This is a genomic window from Embleya sp. NPDC059237, assembly GCF_042754105.1.
In the GTDB taxonomy this organism is placed as follows: Bacteria; Actinomycetota; Actinomycetes; order Streptomycetales; family Streptomycetaceae; genus Embleya.
Window position 1 is genome coordinate 1 of the sequence record NZ_JBHZAE010000025.1, and the last position, 16,309, is coordinate 16,309.

Below are 16,309 nucleotides of genomic sequence, written 5' to 3' on the forward strand. Positions count from 1 at the left end.
GGATGATCGGACGGGGGCCGTCCAGCACCAGGCGAACGGCTTCGTCCTTGAACTGCTGTGTATATCTCTTCGGCACGTGCTTTCTCTTTCCGGTTTCCTACAACCCTACGCGGGTCGCTGTCCGGAAGATCAAGGGCACCTCATCCCGACATCCGAATCCCAGCCATATTCATCGGACCCTGCTCCCCGCGCACGCGGGGATGGTCCCCGGCCCTAGGCGGGTTTGGAGGCCGCTAGCCACTGCTCCCCGCGCACGCGGGGATGGTCCCTGACGAGGTAAAGCGCCTGGCGGCGGGTCAGGCTGCTCCCCGCGCACGCGGGGATGGTCCCCGGCCCTAGGCGGGTTTGGAGGCCGCTAGCCACTGCTCCCCGCGCACGCGGGGATGGTCCCAAGGCCATCAATGATTTGAGTACGCGGCTCGACTGCTCCCCGCGCACGCGGGGATGGTCCCGCCCCGCCGAAAATTTGCATGATCGAGTCAAACTGCTCCCCGCGCACGCGGGGATGGTCCCCGCGTGCTGTGCGTCACCGGCACCGGATACGGCTGCTCCCCGCGCACGCGGGGATGGTCCCAGGCCCGGGAACAGGGCGGATCCGGTCTCACCCTGCTCCCCGCGCACGCGGGGATGGTCCCCCGCTGGCGGAGTCGCGTTCACCGTTCGCGTTCTGCTCCCCGCGCACGCGGGGATGGTCCCGTCTGCGCCAGGGTCAGCGCGGTGAAGGTCTTCTGCTCCCCGCGCACGCGGGGATGGTCCCGGCCCATGCCGCACGAAGGCCGACCTCGACGCCTGCTCCCCGCGCACGCGGGGATGGTCCCACCGAGGCGTCGACCACCATGGCGAGGAAGTTCTGCTCCCCGCGCACGCGGGGATGGTCCCAGGGAGGCACGACCATGATCCGCACCGTGATCCTGCCCCCCGCGCACGCGGGGATGGTCCCACCGACGCCGCGAACAAGGCGGCCGGCGACGCCTGCTCCCCGCGCACGCGGGGATGGTCCCGCGGCCTCTGTGGCGACGAACCACAAGGAGCGCTGCTCCCCGCGCACGCGGGGATGGTCCCATGGCCTCCAGGACATGCTGGTAGGCCGTCGTCTGCTCCCCGCGCACGCGGGGATGGTCCCTCGCGCGCCAGGAGGCTGCCGCTGATCGAGGGGCTGCTCCCCGCGCACGCGGGGATGGTCCCGCGAATCCGATCACGTCCCCGGGCCGCATTTGCTGCTCCCCGCGCACGCGGGGATGGTCCCTGCTGCCGGTACTGGCCGGCGATCGTGGTCGACTGCTCCCCGCGCACGCGGGGATGGTCCCTCGATCGGGCTGACGTGCACGTGCATCCGTCCCTGCTCCCCGCGCACGCGGGGATGGTCCCAGGGGCGCGCCGTTGACGTCGATCAGCGCAATCTGCTCCCCGCGCACGCGGGGATGGTCCCAGGGGCGCGCCGTTGACGTCGATCAGCGCAATCTGCTCCCCGCGCACGCGGGGCTGGTCCCTACAGACTCCGTCATGTGCAGAAGGGGTAAGGCCGGGCCGGGTATTGGGCGATCACGGAGTGGTGGGACGTGCATGGGCGTTACCGCGAGTTGCAGCGCCGGCTCGACGTAGCATGGGCCGACCTGGGCGGCCTGGGTGTGGGGGCTCGAGACTGCGCCGCCCTACGCGGACCCGCTGCGAATGCGCATCGATCCGATCCGGTGCTCGTGGAGGAGGCGGTGCGGGTGATGAGTGACCCGTCCGGTGAGAGCGGATGCGACAGCACCGAGGTGGCGGCCCACGACGGCTTCGCCCGGGAGTCCCGGCGTGGATTGGAGCCTCGGACAACCTCCGCAGTGCGCGGCACCGTCCCGATGGACGGGTGGGCGGCGTACGGCGTTCAAGACAAGACGCCTGATCGAGAAGGTGCCCGACGGCGGCGATGTGGCAGGCGACGACGGGGCTGGGGATGCGGCGCCCGCGGGTGCCGCCGGTGTTGTGGGCACATCTGGAAGTCCGCGCTCGCCAAGGCCGGCGTCATCGGGATGCCGGCCGAGGGCGAGTGGTGCGTGGAGTCTCGGAGCGGGGGATGCATACGCTTTGGCGCCACTGCGTCGTTGTCGTGGTGGACGTGGGTGAGAACATCCGGGTGCTTGCCCGAGTATCTGGGGCACGCCGATCCCGGTTTCACACGCCGGATCTGTACCCACCTCATGTCCGCGGGCGACGAGTGCATGAAGAAGGCCGCCGACCGCGTGATGGCAGCGGTCGACGGCCTTGTCTTCGGGAGGGCGGCGGGGCCGCTCTCGGGGGGTTTAGATGTCGAAGTAGAGCTCGAACTCGTGGGGGTGGGGGCGCAGGCGGACCGGGTCGATTTCCTTGGTGCGCTTGTATTCGATCCAGGTGTCGATCAGGTCCTGGGTGAAGACGCCGCCTTCGAGGAGGTACTCGTGGTCGGCCTCCAGGGCGTCGAGGACCTCGGCGAGGGTGCCGGGGACCTGGGGGACGGCCTGGTGCTCGTCGGGGGCCAGCTCGTACAGGTCCTTGTCGACCGGCTCCAGCGGCTCGATCTTGTTCTTGACGCCGTCGAGGCCGGCCATCAGCTGGGCGGCGAAGGCCAGGTACGGGTTGGCCGACGGGTCCGGGACGCGGAACTCGACGCGCTTGGCCTTCGGGTTGCTGCCCGTGATCGGGATGCGGATGCAGGCCGAGCGGTTGCGCTGCGAGTAGACCAGGTTGACCGGCGCCTCGAAGCCCGGGACCAGGCGGTGGTACGAGTTCACCGTCGGGTTGGTGAAGGCCAGCAGCGACGGGGCGTGCTTGAGCAGGCCGCCGATGAAGTAGCGGGCGGTGTCCGACAGCCCCGCGTAGCCCTGCTCGTCGTAGAACAGCGGCGAGCCGTCGGCCCACAGCGACATGTGGCAGTGCATGCCCGAGCCGTTGTCGCCGAAGATCGGCTTCGGCATGAAGGTCGCGGTCTTGCCGTTGCGCCACGCGACGTTCTTGACGATGTACTTGAACAGCATCAGGTCGTCGGCCGCCGCGAGCAGCGTGTTGAACTTGTAGTTGATCTCGGCCTGGCCGGCGGTGCCCACCTCGTGGTGCTGACGCTCGATCTCCAGACCCGCCGCCTCCAGCTCCAGGGAGATCTCCGCGCGCAGGTCGGCGAAGTGGTCGACCGGCGGGGTCGGGAAGTAGCCGCCCTTGTAGCGGACCTTGTAGCCGCGGTTGTTCTCCTCCGCACCGGTGTTCCAGGCACCCGCCTCGGAGTCGATGTGGTAGAAGGACTCGTTCGCGCCGGTCGCGAAGCGCACGCTGTCGAACACGTAGAACTCGGCCTCGGGGCCGAAGTACGCCGTGTCGGCGATGCCGGTGCCGGCGAGGTAGCGCTCGGCCTTCTTCGCGACGTTGCGCGGGTCGCGGCTGTACTCCTCATCCGTCAGCGGGTCGTGGATGAAGAAGTTGATGTTGAGCGTCTTGTCCTTGCGGAACGGGTCGAGTCGCGCCGTGGACAGGTCCGGGCGAAGCGCCATGTCCGACTCGTGGATCGCCTGGAAGCCGCGGATCGAGGATCCGTCGAAGGCCAGCGTCTCACTCGGGTCGAAGGTCTTCGCCGGAACCGTGAAGTGCTGCATCACGCCAGGCAGGTCGCAAAAACGAACGTCGACGAACTTGACGTCGTTGTCGGCGATGTATCGCGACACCTCTTCGGCGTTGTTGAACATCAATCCTCCTCGACCCGGCGCCAGGCGCGGGTAGTTGCGTTCGCGGGGAGCGGCCTCCTCCCCGGTGGCCACTAGGCCATGAAGGTAGGCGCGAGCGGTTTCCCGTCGGTGTCCCTCGTGTTTCCGGGATGTTACGCACCCACCCGTACGGTCTAGCCGGTTTGCCTGGATGCGTGCCCGTGATCGGCCACCCGTATGCCCACCCCCGGGGCGGGTGAATCGGCCCGGCTCGTCTACTTTGGAGGGGTGGACGAGAACACGAGCGCATCGCGGACCCAGGCCTCCGGGGCGGCGGACGACGAATTCGCCTACCGCGGCAAGCGTCTCGGGTTGCCCGAGGACGGACCCAATTCACTGGCGCCGACCGGGCGCCGGCTCCTTGCCCTGGTCATCGACTGGGGCATCTGCTACGTCATCGCGCTGTCCTTCCTGGGCGGCGGCAAGCTCAACGCGGTCGGCACCAGCTGGGGCACGCTCGGCGTGTTCGCCGTGGAGAACCTGCTCCTGGTGAGCACGCTCGGCTGGACCCTGGGCAAGCGGATCATGGGCATCCGGGTGGTCTCGGTCACCCGCGGTTCGCTGCTGCCGCTCGCGGTCGTGGTGCGGACGTTCCTGTTGTGCCTGGTGATCCCGCCGGCCATCTACGACCGGGACGGGCGCGGCTTCCACGACAAGGCGGTCGGCACGGCGGTGGTCCGGGCTTAGGCCCTCCTGCGACATCCGTGCTCCGAAACAGAAGAGACAGAAGAGAGCGGCGGCGATCCGGGTTCGGATCGCCGCCGCTCTCGCGTCGAACGGGGGACGGGCGCGGGTGTCGCGCGGGTGCGTGGCGCCGGAGTGGGTCAGCCGCGCGGGCCGCGCGGCATGCGCGCGCCCTTCGGCATCGGGCCCTTGGGCACCGGCATGTTCTTCATCAGGTCGCCGACCGCCCGCAGCCGGTCGTTGACCTGCGCGACCTCGGGCTTGGCCATGGTCGGGGTCAGCTTCATGATGTGCCGCTGGAGCTTGAGCAGCGGGACCTGACCCTCGTCGTTGCCGACGATGATCGTGTGCACCGTGGTGTTCGCCGCCAGTCGGGACATGCGCTTCTTCTCATCGGCCAACAGTCGCGTCACACGACCTGTCTGACCCTCGCCCACCAGGATGATGCCGGGGCGACCCACGGCGCGGTGTACGACATCCTGGTTGCGGGTGATGGCCACGGTGGGGGTCACGACCCAGCCACGCTTGAGTGACTGCATGACCGCCAACGCGGCGCCGGGCTGGCCCTCCATCTGGCCGAGCACCGACTTCTCGGCCCTGCGTCCGAAGATGAAGGCCGCCGCGAGCAGACCCACGAGGGCACCGAAGATGCCCAGGTAGATCGGATGTCCCCACCAGAAGCCGATGGCCAGGAGTACTGCGAATACGCCCAGGCCCCAGGCCGCCACAATCAAGCCGACCCACGGATCGGCCTTCTTCGTCTGCTGGTAGGCGAGCCGGATCTGCTTCAGCCGGCCGCTCTTCTCGGATGGTTCCTTGCTCGCCATGTGAAAAGGATACTGGCGTGCCGTCCACCGGGGACAATGCCTGGCGCCGGCTTGTCGCGACCTTCCCGCCGAAGGCGCGGCGATTCGGCCGTCCGGCGGGAAATCCATCCCGCGAGGACGGCCGAATCACGGGCCGACCGGCCCCGCGCGGCCCTAGCGCGAGCCGGCGCCCGGTGCCTGCTTGACCGGGGCCAGCCGGGCCAGGATGTCGGAGGCTTCGGCGCGGGCCCGGGCGCGGCTGCGGTCGGCGCACACGGCCGCCCACGCGTTGCGGCGGGCGGTGCGCTGACCACCCTCGAACATCAGGACGGTCTCGACGGCCCGGAAGACCCGGCCGACGGTGGCCCGGCGTGCGGCGAGGCCGCGATCGAACGCGCCGCGCAGCACCGAGACGTTGTCCTGCTGCGTGTCTGGCATGAGGTCGTCCCCCTAGCTGTGCTCGATGCGAGCTTCGGCCGCACCACGACCGACTCTCGCGACACTGTGTTGCCCGATGATGGCGCCCGGGTCACACCGAGGTGAAACTCTGCGCACCTTCGGCCGACGCGGCGCGCGTCTCGCGCACCTCCAGGGCTTGGCGGTACAGCCGACCCGCGCGGTACGACGAGCGGACCAGGGGTCCGGAGAGCACGCCCGCGAAGCCGATCTCCTCGGCCTCCTCGTTCAGCTCGACGAACTCCTCCGGCTTCACCCAGCGCTCGACGGGGTGGTGCCGCACGCTCGGCCGCAGGTATTGCGTGATGGTCAGCAGTTCGCAGCCGGCGTCGTGCAGGTCCTGCATCGCCTGGCTGATCTCGGCGCGCTCCTCGCCCATGCCCAGGATCAGGTTGGACTTGGTGACCAGACCCGCCGCCCTGGCCTGGCTGATCACGTCGAGCGAGCGCTCGTAGCGAAAGCCGGGCCGGATGCGCTTGAAGATGCGCGGCACGGTCTCGATGTTGTGCGCCAGCACCTCGGGGCGCGAGGAGAACACCTCGGCCAACTGGTCCGGTTGCGCGGTGAAGTCCGGGATCAGCAGCTCGACGCCGGTGCCCGGGTTCAGCTCCTTGATCTGCCGGACGGTCTCCGCGTACAACCACGCGCCGCCGTCGGGCAGGTCGTCGCGGGCCACGCCCGTGACCGTGGCGTACTTCAGACCCATCGCCTGGACCGACTCGGCCACCCGACGCGGCTCGTCGCGGTCCAACTCGGCGGGCTTGCCGGTGTCGATCTGGCAGAAGTCGCAGCGCCGGGTGCACTGGTCGCCGCCGATCAGGAAGGTCGCCTCGCGATCTTCCCAGCACTCGTAGATGTTGGGACAGCCCGCTTCCTCGCACACCGTGTGCAGCCCCTCGCGCTTCACGAGTTGCTTGAGCTCGGTGTATTCGGGGCCCATCTTCGCCCGGGTCTTGATCCACGAAGGCTTGCGCTCGATGGGAGTCTCGGCGTTGCGGACTTCCAGGCGAAGCAGCTTGCGGCCGTCGGGTGCGACAGCGGACACGCGCGACTCCCTCTTCTCGGGTCGGCCTGCGGGCGGGACAGACCGCAGTGGGCCCGACAGGATGGGACGGGCCCGTGGTGGGGCGGTACGTCCAGAGTACGCCGAGCGGATCGGGGCTCCGGACGCCCCGTCAAGTGGCAACCGGGACGAACCCGGGTGGATTCCCCGGTGGTCGGGTCCGGGGCGAGGCGTGCGTCACGCGGCGCGGGTCGTGCGGTGCGGTGCGCGTCACGCGGTGTGCCCGCTACGCGGCTCGCCTCACGCGGCTCGCATCACGCCGGGATCCGGGCGAAGACGTCGGCCAGGTGCCGCTCGGCCAGCGGCAGGATCTCGGCGACGGTGACCTCGCGGCCGAGTTCGCGGCTGAGCGAGGTGACCCCGGCGTCCTTGATGCCGCACGGCACGATGCGGTCGTAGTAGGTCATGTCGGCGTCACAGTTGATCGCGAAGCCGTGCATGGTGACCTTGCGCGAGACCCGGACGCCGATCGCCGCGAGCTTGCGGTCGTCGCCGCGCTGCCCCGCGTTGGAGGGCGCGTACTCCGGACCGGCCAGCCGCGGGTCGAACTCCGGGTGCAGGCGCGGGTCGGGCACGGCCGTGAGCCGGCTGTCCAGGCGCAGGTCGAGGCCGCCGGTCGGGGCGGCCCGCTGCGGCACCGCGTCGCCCAGGACCCACACGCCGCTGCGTCCCTCGATCCGGGTGGTCTCCAGACCCAGGTCGGCGCAGACCCGGATCAGCGCCTCCTCCATCCGACGCACGTGCGCAACCACGTCGACCGGCTCGGGCAGGCGCACGATCGGGTAGCCGACGAGCTGGCCGGGACCGTGCCAGGTGATCTTGCCGCCGCGGTCGACGTCGACCACGGGCGTGCCGTCCATCGGGCGCTCGGAGGGGTCGGTACGGCGGCCGGCGGTGTAGACCGCGGGGTGTTCCAGGAGCAGACAGGTGTCGCCGATTTCGCCGCTCACCACCTGCTCGTGCACGCGGCGCTGTTCCTCCCAGGCAGCCTCGTACGGAACGGCGTCGGCGCCGAGGCCCAGGTGCACGAATCGCAAGAAGCTGGTCACGCCCACCAGCGTACGACGGGGTCGAACGTCACCCGCGACCGGCGTCGAGGCCGCGGACTCGGCAGGTCACGCCGGTGAAGGTGCAGCTGATCGCCTCGACCCGGCCGTACAGGCCGAACTCGATCACCACGCTCGCCCCGGGCGCCAGCGGTCCCCGGCCGCGGGCGGTCGCGACGCCGCGATCGGTGCTGGTGCGCATGTCCTCGCCGTAGAGCATGGTGAAGCCGCTCTGCCGGCCCGACGTGGTGAGCGTGAGGTCCCAGGCGGGCAGCGGGCGCGGGGTGCGGTTGGTGATCACCACGGTGCCGTCGGCGCCCCAGCCGGAGTCGGTCACGGTGGCGTCGACGGAGATGTCCGCGGGGCCGGTGGTGGCGGGCGGCGGCGGGACGGGCGGGACCGGCGGCGCGCTGGAGCGGGTCGCGGTCGCGCTCGCCCCGGGGTTGGCGCTCGCCGAGGCGGACGGGGAGCGGGTCGCCGACCGTGTCGCGCTCGCGGTCGTCGGCGGGCCCGTGGCGGTGGCCGTACCCGCGCCCGGGCTCGCCGCGGCGGTGCCGGGCAGCGGGAACGCGGGCGCCGGCAGCGGCAGGTTCCGGTCGAGCGAGACCGGGGCGTCGCCCCGATCCGAGTCGCCGAGTCCGGCGAACAGGAAGACCCCGCTGGTGAGCAGCAGGCAGACGATCGCGACCGCGGCGAGGGGGATCACGATCCCGCGGGCGGTGTCGTCCGATTGCCGGGTCACGCGTGCGTTTCCTTCGCCTGGTCGCGGGCGGCTCGCGATTCCCGGACACTCCGGCCGATGTGGCCCGACGCCCCCGAGGCGCGTCCGCGCGGACGTCGGCCGCGCGGAAGTCGATCACCCCAACGGGTGAACTGCCTCGCGCATGTTCCACCACCGCTACGCGCATCGCAAGCGGCGGCAGCTGGTGACAGCGCGGTGGATCCGTGTCGCCGATTCGGCAGGTTTTGCCGAACTTGGCCGAACCGGGGCTTCCTCGGGGCGAATTCGCCCCATCCCGACGGGTCCTTCGGGCGTAACTCGAAAGGGTCATTGTTGTGAGCGTTCGGGTTGTAGCGCTCCAGAAATCGCTAGATTCTCGCGCGATCACCCACCCACACCCGAACCACCGCACCAGCGGGAGGCGTTCATCTCCATGGCAGCCAGGGTCGAGCGGCGCCCCAATCACCGGCTGGCGGCGCTTGTCGAGGAAGCCGGCTTCTCGCATGCCGGTCTGGCCCGACGCGTTGACCAACTCGGTGCGGAACAGGGCATCGATCTCCGGTACGACAAGACCTCAGTGGCACGCTGGCTGCGGGGCCAACATCCGCGCGGGATCGTGCCGATACTGCTCGCGGAGGTCTTCACCCAACGACTCGGCCGCAAACTCAGCGCCGAGGATCTGGGCATGGCCGGATGCCGGCCGGACTACGCCGGGCTGGAGTACGCGTCCGGTCCGCCCGAGGCGGTCGAGATCGTCACCGGCATGTGGCAGGCCGACTCGGCGCAGCGATCCGCCCTGGTGGAGGCCGCGTTCACACCCGGGGCGCTGGTGGTGCCCAGCCGGGACTGGCTGATCGGCGCCGGCGACGAGCGGCCGGCGCGGCAGGACGGGGACCGCGTGGGCCTCGGCGACGTGGCCGCGGTGCGGGCGGTCGGCGAGGCGTTCCGGCGGTTGGACAACTCGTTCGGCGGGGGGCACGGCCGGCAGGCGCTGGTGCGCTACCTCGACACCGAGGTGACCGCGATACTGCGCGGGACCTACGACTCGCGCACCGGCAGCGCGCTGTTCGGCGCGGCGGCCACGCTCACCCGCCTGGTCGGCTGGATGGCGTACGACGTGGGCGTGCACGGGATGGCGCAGCGCTATTTCGTCCAGGCGCTGCGGCTGGCCCAGGCGTCGGGGGATCGGGCGCTCGGTGGGTTCGTGTTGTCCACGATGAGCCGGCAGGCGGTATACCTCGGGCACGGGCGCGAGGCGGTACAGCTGGCGCGGGTCGCCCAGCAGGGCGCGTCGGCGGCGGCCACGCCCCGGGTGCGCGCGCTCTTCCACGCGGTCGAGGCGCGCGGACACGGCCTGCTCGGCGACGCGCGGGCGTGCGGGGCGGCGCTGTTGCGGGCCGAGCAGGCGTTGGAGTGCGTCACGTCCGGGGACGACGAGCCGGAGTGGGTCGCGTTCATGAACGAGGCCCAGTTGGCCGACGATCACGCGCACTGCTACCGGGACTTGGAGGACTACGACAAGGCGCGCGAATACGCCGAGCGTTCGTTGCGGCTGCGCGGGAGCGAGTACGCGCGCAGCCGGTTGTTCTGCCAGACGATCCTGGCCACCGCGTTGCTGGAGCTGGGCGAGGTGGAGCAGGCATGCCGGGTGGAGGCGGAGGCGACCGAACAGGCGGAGGGGCTGCGGTCGTCGCGGGCGGTGGACTATGTACGCGAGTTCACCCATCGGTTGGCGCCGTATCGGGACGTGCCGGCGGTACGCGAATTCGAGGCGCGGTCGGGCTGCTTCGTCCGCACGGCCTGAGCGGCGCGGCGGGTCAGGCCGCGAGGGCGCCCAGGTCGGCGAGGGCGGAGCGGGCCGCTCTGCGACCGGAGGCCAGGGCGCCCTGGATGGAGCTGGAGTCGCGATGGTCGCCGCAGACGTACAGGCCGCCGATCAGCCGGACCGGTCGGCGGAAGTTGTGGCCGGGCTCGACGACCGGGACGGCCTGCGGGATGTGACAGGTGGTCAGGTGTGCCCACGTGGTGGTGGGCGTGTCGTGGACGACCGCGAGCCGTTCGCGGACCCGTAGTTCGAGCTTGGCCGGCTCCGAGCCGTCGTGCCCGAGCACGGTGGTGGCGATCAGCGCCCGGCGGTCCGGCGCGTAGGTGGGGGCGACCTGGCTGACCACCGTCGTGTGCGCGAACGGGCTGCGGGCGTCGGCCTCCACGAGCAGCGACGCGTCGGCCCGGGGCGCGCCTCGGGCCACGTGGTACAGCGTGGTCACCGGGTGGAACGCGGGCATCCGCAGACCCGGCAGCAGCGCCACCGCCGTACTCGGATCGGTGGCCACGATCACCGCGCGGGCCCGGATCTCGCCCGCCAGGTCGGTCAGTACACGATCGGCCGAGACGGACGACACGCGCACGCCGTAGTGCACCACGCCCGCCGGCAGGGCCGCCGCGAGCTGGGTCGGCACCGCCGCCATGCCCCGGGCGGGCAGCGCCACCCGGCCGCGCAGGAAGGACCGGAGCATCAGCTCGGCGAACCGGCTGGACGAGCGCAGCTCGGGATCGTGCAACAGCGCGGCCAGCAGCGGGCGCAGGGTCCGCCGGGTCAGCTCGGGCGGCAGCGCGCGCAACACCGGCGCATCGGCGGCGGCCGTCTCGGCGGCGCCGAACACCCGCGCCACCGGGGCGGACGCGGTCCGGGCGAGCAGGGCGGCCAGCCGCGCCCGGTCGGTGCCGCTGCCGTTGCGCAGCCCGCCGATCGCGTCCCGGACCCGGTGCACGTCGCCGATCCGCTGCGTGCGGCCGTCCTCGTACAACAGCACACCGGGCTGGAACGCGCGCAACCCCAGTGCGGCGACATCGAGTTGCCGGCGCACCTGGGGCCAGGAGGTGGTCAGCGACTGAAAGCCGCGGTCGACCCGGAAGCCGTCCACGACATCCGTCCGCACCCGCCCCCCGGGTCGATCGCCCGCTTCCAGCACGGTGACCGGCACCCCGGCCGCGGCCACGGTCCGTGCCGCGCTCAAGCCGGCCAACCCGGCCCCCACCACGATCACCTCGGTACGGCGCACGTCGACCACGATCGTCCTCCCGTCCCCCAGCCCACGACCACCCACGCCGCGGTGTCGGTTTCATCGCCTACAGGTCGTACCCCTCGAAAGCCGGGTCGGTCTCACCGCCTACAGGTCAACCCCTCGAAAACCGGGTCGGTTTCATCGCCTACAGGTCATACCCCTCGAAGGCCCGGTCGGTTTCATCGCCTACGGGTCATACCCCTCGAAGGCCCGGTCGGTTTCATCGCCTACGGGTCATACCCACCAAAAGCCCGAAGGAGCGCACCGACCAACACCGGTTGTCCGACGGGCAACAGCAGGGCGTCCACCTGTCGACGAGCGTGCCGGACGTGACGTCGGGACTCAGCCGTCGAGGGCGGCGGCGATCGCGGTGTCGATGGTGGGGTGTTCGAAGGTGAAGGCGGAGTCCAGGAGGGCCCTGGGGACCATGCGTTGGCCGGTGAGGATTTCCTTGGCGAAGTCGCCGAGGGCGATGCGCAGGGCGAATGGGGGGACCGCGAGGAAGGTGGGGCGGTGCAGGGCCCGGCCCATGGCTTTGGTGGCCTCGGCGTTGGTGACCGGGTGCGGGGTGGTCAGGTTGACCGGGCCGGACAGGGTCGGGTGGTCCAGGACGTGGCGGATCGCGGCCACCTCGTCGGTCAGGGAGATGAAGCTCCAGTATTGCCGGCCCGAGCCGAGTCGGCCGCCGAGGCCGGCCCGGAACAGCGGGAACATCCGGCCCCACGCGCCGCCGGAGCGGGAGACCACCAGGCCGGTGCGCAGGTGGGCGACTCGGATGCCGGCCTCGACGGCGGGCGTGGTGGCCGCCTCCCACTCCGTGCACAGGTCGGCCAGGAAGCCGGTCCCGGGCGGGGACGACTCGTCCACCTCGCGCTCGCCCGTGTCGCCGTAGTAGCCCATCGCGGAGCCGGACAGCAGTACCCGCGGCGCCGGTCGCAGGGCCGCCAGCGCGCGGGAGACGGCCGCCGTGCCCAGGACCCGGCTGTCCCGGAGTTCGCGCTTGTACGCGGCCGTCCAGCGCCGATCCCCGATGCCCGCGCCGGCCAGATGCACCGCCGCGTCCACCGGGCCGAGCGCGGCGGTGTCCACCGTGCCGCCGTGCGGGTCCCAGCGCACCTCGTCGGGCCCGCGGGGGGCCCGGCGGACCAGCCGGACCACCTCGTGGCCGTCGGCGGCGAGCGAGCGGACGAGAGCGGAACCCACGAGGCCGGACGAGCCGGTGACGGCGATACGCATGGGAGCATCCTCGCCCACCCGTCGCCGAACATGGCGAAGGCGGCCCGGACCGGGGTCCGAACCGCCTTCGGGTCGTGCGTGTCGCCGGCTGCCTACAGGCGGGTGCCCGCAGCCGGCTGGGCTGCCTACAGGCCGAGGTCGCCCTCGAAGGCGCCTTCCTCGAGACGGGTCTTCACCGTCTGCAGGAAGCGGGCCGCGTCCGCGCCGTCCACCAGACGGTGGTCGTAGGACAGGGCCAGGTACACCATCGAGCGCACCGCGATGACCTCGCCGAGCGTCGGGTCGTTGACCACGACCGGGCGCTTGACGACCGCGCCCGTGCCGAGCATCGCGACCTGCGGCTGCGGGAAGATCGGCGTGTCGAACAGCGCGCCGCGCGAACCGGTGTTGGTCAGCGTGAACGTGCCGCCGGCCAGCTCGTCGGGGCTGACCTTGTTGGTGCGGGTGCGCTCCGCCAGGTCCGAGATCTTCCGGGACAGGCCCGCGATGTTCAGGTCACCCGCGTTGTGGATGACCGGGACCATCAGACCGCGGTCGGTGTCCACCGCGATCACCAGGTGCTCGGCGTCGTGGTAGGTGACCGTGCCCGCGTCCAGGTCCATCGAGGCGTTCAGGACCGGGTGGACCTTGAGCGCCTCGACCGCCGCCTTGGCGAAGAACGGCATGAACGACAGCTTGACGCCCTCGCGGGCCACGAAGTCGTTCTTGGCCCGGTCGCGCAGGCGGGCGATGTTGGTGACGTCCACCTCGACGACGGTGGTCAGCTGGGCCGAGGTCTGCAGCGACTCGACCATGCGCTTGGCGATCACCGTGCGCATCCGCGACAACTTCTCGGTCCGACCGCGCAGCGGCGACGGCTCGATCGGCGCCGCGGCCTTGGCGGCCGGAGCGGCGGCGGGAGCCGCGGCCGAAGCCGAGGCAGCCGCAGCGGCCTGGGCCGCCTGCTGCTTGCGGGCCGTCTCCAGGACGTCCTGCTTGCGGATGCGGCCACCGATGCCGGTGCCCTCGATCGCGCCCAGGTCCACGTTGTGCTCGGCGGCGAGCTTGCGCACCAGCGGCGTGACATACGCGCCGTCGGCCTCGGCCGGCGGGGCGAGCTGCGCCGCCGGGGCGGCGGCCTGCGGAGCGGGAGCCGGCGCGGGCGTCGGAGCCGGCTTCGGCGCGGGCGCCTGAACCGGAGCCGCGGCGGGAGCCGGAGCCGGAGCGGGCGCCGCGGCCTGGGCCGGCGCGGTGGCCGGAGCAGCCGCCGGAGCCGGAGCCGCAGCCGCCGGAGCGGGCGCCGCCGCCGGAGCCGCACCGGGCGCGCCGATGACGGCCAGCTCGGCGCCGACCTCCACCGTCTCGTCCTCGGCGACCTTGATCTTCAGCAGCACGCCGCCGACCGGCGACGGGATCTCGGTGTCGACCTTGTCCGTCGAGACCTCGAGCAGCGGCTCGTCGGCCTCGACCGTGTCACCCTCCTGCTTCAGCCAGCGGGTGATGGTGCCCTCCTGCACGCTCTCGCCGAGCGCGGGCAGCAGCACCGGGGTGCCCTGCGCGTCGCCGGCGGGCGCGGCCGGAGCCTGGGCGGGCTCCTGCGCGGCCGGAGCGGCGGGTGCGGCGGGTGCCTCGGCGGCCGGAGCAGCCTGCGCGGGCGCGGCCGGCGCCGGAGCCTCGGCCTCCTGCGGAGCCGGCGCGGCGGCCGGAGCCGCAGCCCCTGAGCCGTCGTCGATCACGGCCAGTTCGGCGCCGACGTCGACCGTGTCGTCTTCCTGGGCCTTGATCGACACCAGGATGCCCGCGGCGGGGGAGGGGATCTCGGTGTCGACCTTGTCGGTCGAGACCTCGAGCAGGGGCTCGTCCAGCTCGACGCGCTCACCCTCCTGCTTCAGCCAGCGGGTGATGGTGCCCTCCTGCACGCTTTCGCCGAGCGCGGGCAGTGTTACGGAGACCGGCATGGGTCAATGACTCCTTCTCAACGCTTCAAGGCGTGGGTCTTGGATGACGGGGCGCGATAGGGGGCGCGTCGTCAGTCGTGGACGTGCAGAGGCTTGCCCGCCAACGCGAGGTGGGCCTCGCCAAGCGCCTCGGACTGCGTCGGGTGCGGGTGGATGAGCTGGGCGACCTCGGCCGGCAGGGCCTCCCAGTTGTAGATCAGCTGGGCCTCCGAGGTCAGCTCGCCCATCCGGGCGCCGACCATGTGGATGCCGACGACCGGGCCGTCCTTGACCGAGACGACCTTGACCTGGCCGGTCGTCTTGAGGATCTGGCTCTTGCCGTTGCCGCCGAGGCTGTAGCTGATCGACGCGAGCTTGTCCGAGCCGTAACGCTCGACCGCCTGCGCCTCGGTGAGGCCGACCGAGGCCACCTCCGGGTCGCAGTAGGTCACGCGCGGCACACCCGCGTAGTCGATCGGCACCGGGTTCAACCCGGCGATCCGCTCGGCGACCAAAATGCCCTCGCCGAAACCGACGTGGGCGAGCTGAAGGGTGGGGATGAGGTCGCCCACGGCCGAGATCGTCGGCACGTTGGTGGCGCAGTACTCGTCGACCAGGACGTAGCCGCGGTCCATCGCGACGCCGGCCTCCTCGTAGCCCAGGCCCGCCGAGACGGGGCCGCGGCCGACGGCGACGAGCAGCAACTCGGCCTCGATCTGCTTGCCGTTCTCCAGCGAGACCCGAACGCCCGCGTCGGTGTACTCGACACCGGAGAAGCGCGCGCCGAGTTCGAACTTGATGCCGCGACGACGGAAGGCGCGCTCCAGGAGCTTGCTGCTCGCCTCGTCCTCCAGGGCGACCAGGTGCGGCAGCGCCTCGACGATGGTCACGTCCACACCGAAGGACTTCCAGGCGCTGGCGAACTCGACGCCGATCACGCCGCCGCCCAGCACCACCGCGGACTGCGGGACCCGGTCCAGCACGAGCGCGTGGTCGCTGTTGATCACGCGGTTGCCGTCGACCTCCAGGCCCGGCAGCGACTTCGGCACCGAGCCGGTCGCCAGTACCACGTGTCGACCCTCGTAGCGCTGCCCGTTCACCTCGACCGCGGTCGGCGACACAAGCTTCCCGGCGCCCTCGACGACGGTGATCTTGCGGCTCGCGATCAGCCCGGTCAGGCCCTTGAACAGGCGCGAAACGACGCCGTCCTTGTACGCGTGCACCGCGGCGATGTCGATGCCGTCGAAGGTCGACTTGACGCCGAACTGCTCGCTCTCGCGCGTCTGGTCCGCGACCTCGCCGGCGTGCAGCAGCGCCTTGGTCGGGATGCAGCCGTTGTGCAGACACGTGCCGCCGAGCTTGCCCTTTTCGACGAGGACGACGCGCATACCGAGTTCGGCCGCGCGCAGGGCGCACGCGTAGCCGCCACTCCCGCCGCCGAGAATGACTACATCGAAAACGGCTCCGGCGTCGTTCGCCACGTCACGTCCTCCTGTGATTGCGATGCCGACCCGCGCGGTACGCGGCGGGCGGCACCCCCTTCTTGTGGAAGGTCTCAAGTGCCGGTACAACATCCTCCCACTTGTCGGAGGCAGCCGAGCAC

Annotated in this window: 12 protein-coding genes and 1 CRISPR repeat array; of the genes, 2 read left to right on the forward strand and 10 right to left on the reverse strand. The window is 71.4% G+C overall.

The window, feature by feature from the left end; translation table 11 throughout:
• Nucleotides 1–179: 179 nt before the first annotated feature.
• Nucleotides 180–1,490: a CRISPR direct-repeat array (repeat unit 29 nt; unit sequence CTGCTCCCCGCGCACGCGGGGATGGTCCC).
• Nucleotides 1,491–2,285: 795 nt separating this feature from the next.
• Nucleotides 2,286–3,695: a type I glutamate--ammonia ligase gene (glnA, locus tag ACFXKZ_RS46570; protein ID WP_380012475.1), complete on the reverse strand. Its 1,410-nt coding sequence runs from the start codon at nucleotides 3,693–3,695 to the stop codon at nucleotides 2,286–2,288.
• A 246-nt stretch (nucleotides 3,696–3,941) separates the two neighbouring features.
• Here glnA and ACFXKZ_RS46575 point away from each other — a divergent pair, with 246 nt between their 5' ends.
• Nucleotides 3,942–4,400 carry an RDD family protein gene (locus ACFXKZ_RS46575; RefSeq protein ID WP_380012478.1) on the forward strand — a complete coding sequence of 153 codons (459 nt, stop codon included), beginning with the start codon at nucleotides 3,942–3,944 and terminating at the stop codon, nucleotides 4,398–4,400.
• Nucleotides 4,401–4,537: 137 nt separating this feature from the next.
• On the opposite strand, the gene ACFXKZ_RS46580 is transcribed toward ACFXKZ_RS46575, so the two are convergent.
• From ACFXKZ_RS46580 to ACFXKZ_RS46600, 5 genes are all read right to left on the reverse strand, one after another.
• The gene (locus tag ACFXKZ_RS46580) at nucleotides 4,538–5,224 is read right to left on the reverse strand and encodes a DUF4191 domain-containing protein (protein ID WP_078977506.1); all 687 of its coding nucleotides are present in this window, start codon (nucleotides 5,222–5,224) and stop codon (nucleotides 4,538–4,540) included.
• A gap of 153 nt (nucleotides 5,225–5,377) precedes the next feature.
• Nucleotides 5,378–5,641, reverse strand: a complete 264-nt coding sequence (locus tag ACFXKZ_RS46585; protein WP_380012481.1) for a hypothetical protein — start codon at nucleotides 5,639–5,641, stop codon at nucleotides 5,378–5,380.
• Nucleotides 5,642–5,732: 91 nt separating this feature from the next.
• The gene (gene lipA / locus ACFXKZ_RS46590) at nucleotides 5,733–6,704 is read right to left on the reverse strand and encodes a lipoyl synthase (RefSeq protein WP_380012484.1); all 972 of its coding nucleotides are present in this window, start codon (nucleotides 6,702–6,704) and stop codon (nucleotides 5,733–5,735) included.
• A 272-nt stretch (nucleotides 6,705–6,976) separates the two neighbouring features.
• The gene (gene lipB / locus ACFXKZ_RS46595; RefSeq protein ID WP_380012487.1) at nucleotides 6,977–7,771 is read right to left on the reverse strand and encodes a lipoyl(octanoyl) transferase LipB; all 795 of its coding nucleotides are present in this window, start codon (nucleotides 7,769–7,771) and stop codon (nucleotides 6,977–6,979) included.
• A gap of 28 nt (nucleotides 7,772–7,799) precedes the next feature.
• Nucleotides 7,800–8,510 (reverse strand): hypothetical protein, encoded by a 711-nt coding sequence (locus ACFXKZ_RS46600; protein ID WP_380012490.1) that lies wholly within the window; start codon nucleotides 8,508–8,510, stop codon nucleotides 7,800–7,802.
• Between the two features lie 412 nt (nucleotides 8,511–8,922).
• Between ACFXKZ_RS46600 and ACFXKZ_RS46605 the strand changes: the two genes are divergently transcribed.
• Nucleotides 8,923–10,293 (forward strand): regulator, encoded by a 1,371-nt coding sequence (locus tag ACFXKZ_RS46605; protein ID WP_380012493.1) that lies wholly within the window; start codon nucleotides 8,923–8,925, stop codon nucleotides 10,291–10,293.
• A 13-nt stretch (nucleotides 10,294–10,306) separates the two neighbouring features.
• Here ACFXKZ_RS46605 and ACFXKZ_RS46610 read toward each other — a convergent pair whose 3' ends face one another.
• From ACFXKZ_RS46610 to lpdA, 4 genes are all read right to left on the reverse strand, one after another.
• On the reverse strand, nucleotides 10,307–11,560 hold the full coding sequence (locus tag ACFXKZ_RS46610) for an NAD(P)/FAD-dependent oxidoreductase (RefSeq protein WP_380012496.1): 1,254 nt from the start codon (nucleotides 11,558–11,560) through the stop codon (nucleotides 10,307–10,309).
• Nucleotides 11,561–11,896: 336 nt separating this feature from the next.
• Complete coding sequence (locus ACFXKZ_RS46615; RefSeq protein WP_380012499.1) at nucleotides 11,897–12,790, reverse strand: TIGR01777 family oxidoreductase; 894 nt, start codon at nucleotides 12,788–12,790, stop codon at nucleotides 11,897–11,899.
• Nucleotides 12,791–12,915: 125 nt separating this feature from the next.
• A complete protein-coding gene (gene sucB / locus ACFXKZ_RS46620) occupies nucleotides 12,916–14,727 on the reverse strand; it encodes a 2-oxoglutarate dehydrogenase, E2 component, dihydrolipoamide succinyltransferase (RefSeq protein ID WP_380012502.1) in 1,812 nt (603 codons plus the stop codon).
• Between the two features lie 71 nt (nucleotides 14,728–14,798).
• Nucleotides 14,799–16,187, reverse strand: a complete 1,389-nt coding sequence (lpdA, locus tag ACFXKZ_RS46625; protein WP_380012505.1) for a dihydrolipoyl dehydrogenase — start codon at nucleotides 16,185–16,187, stop codon at nucleotides 14,799–14,801.
• Nucleotides 16,188–16,309: the final 122 nt, after the last annotated feature.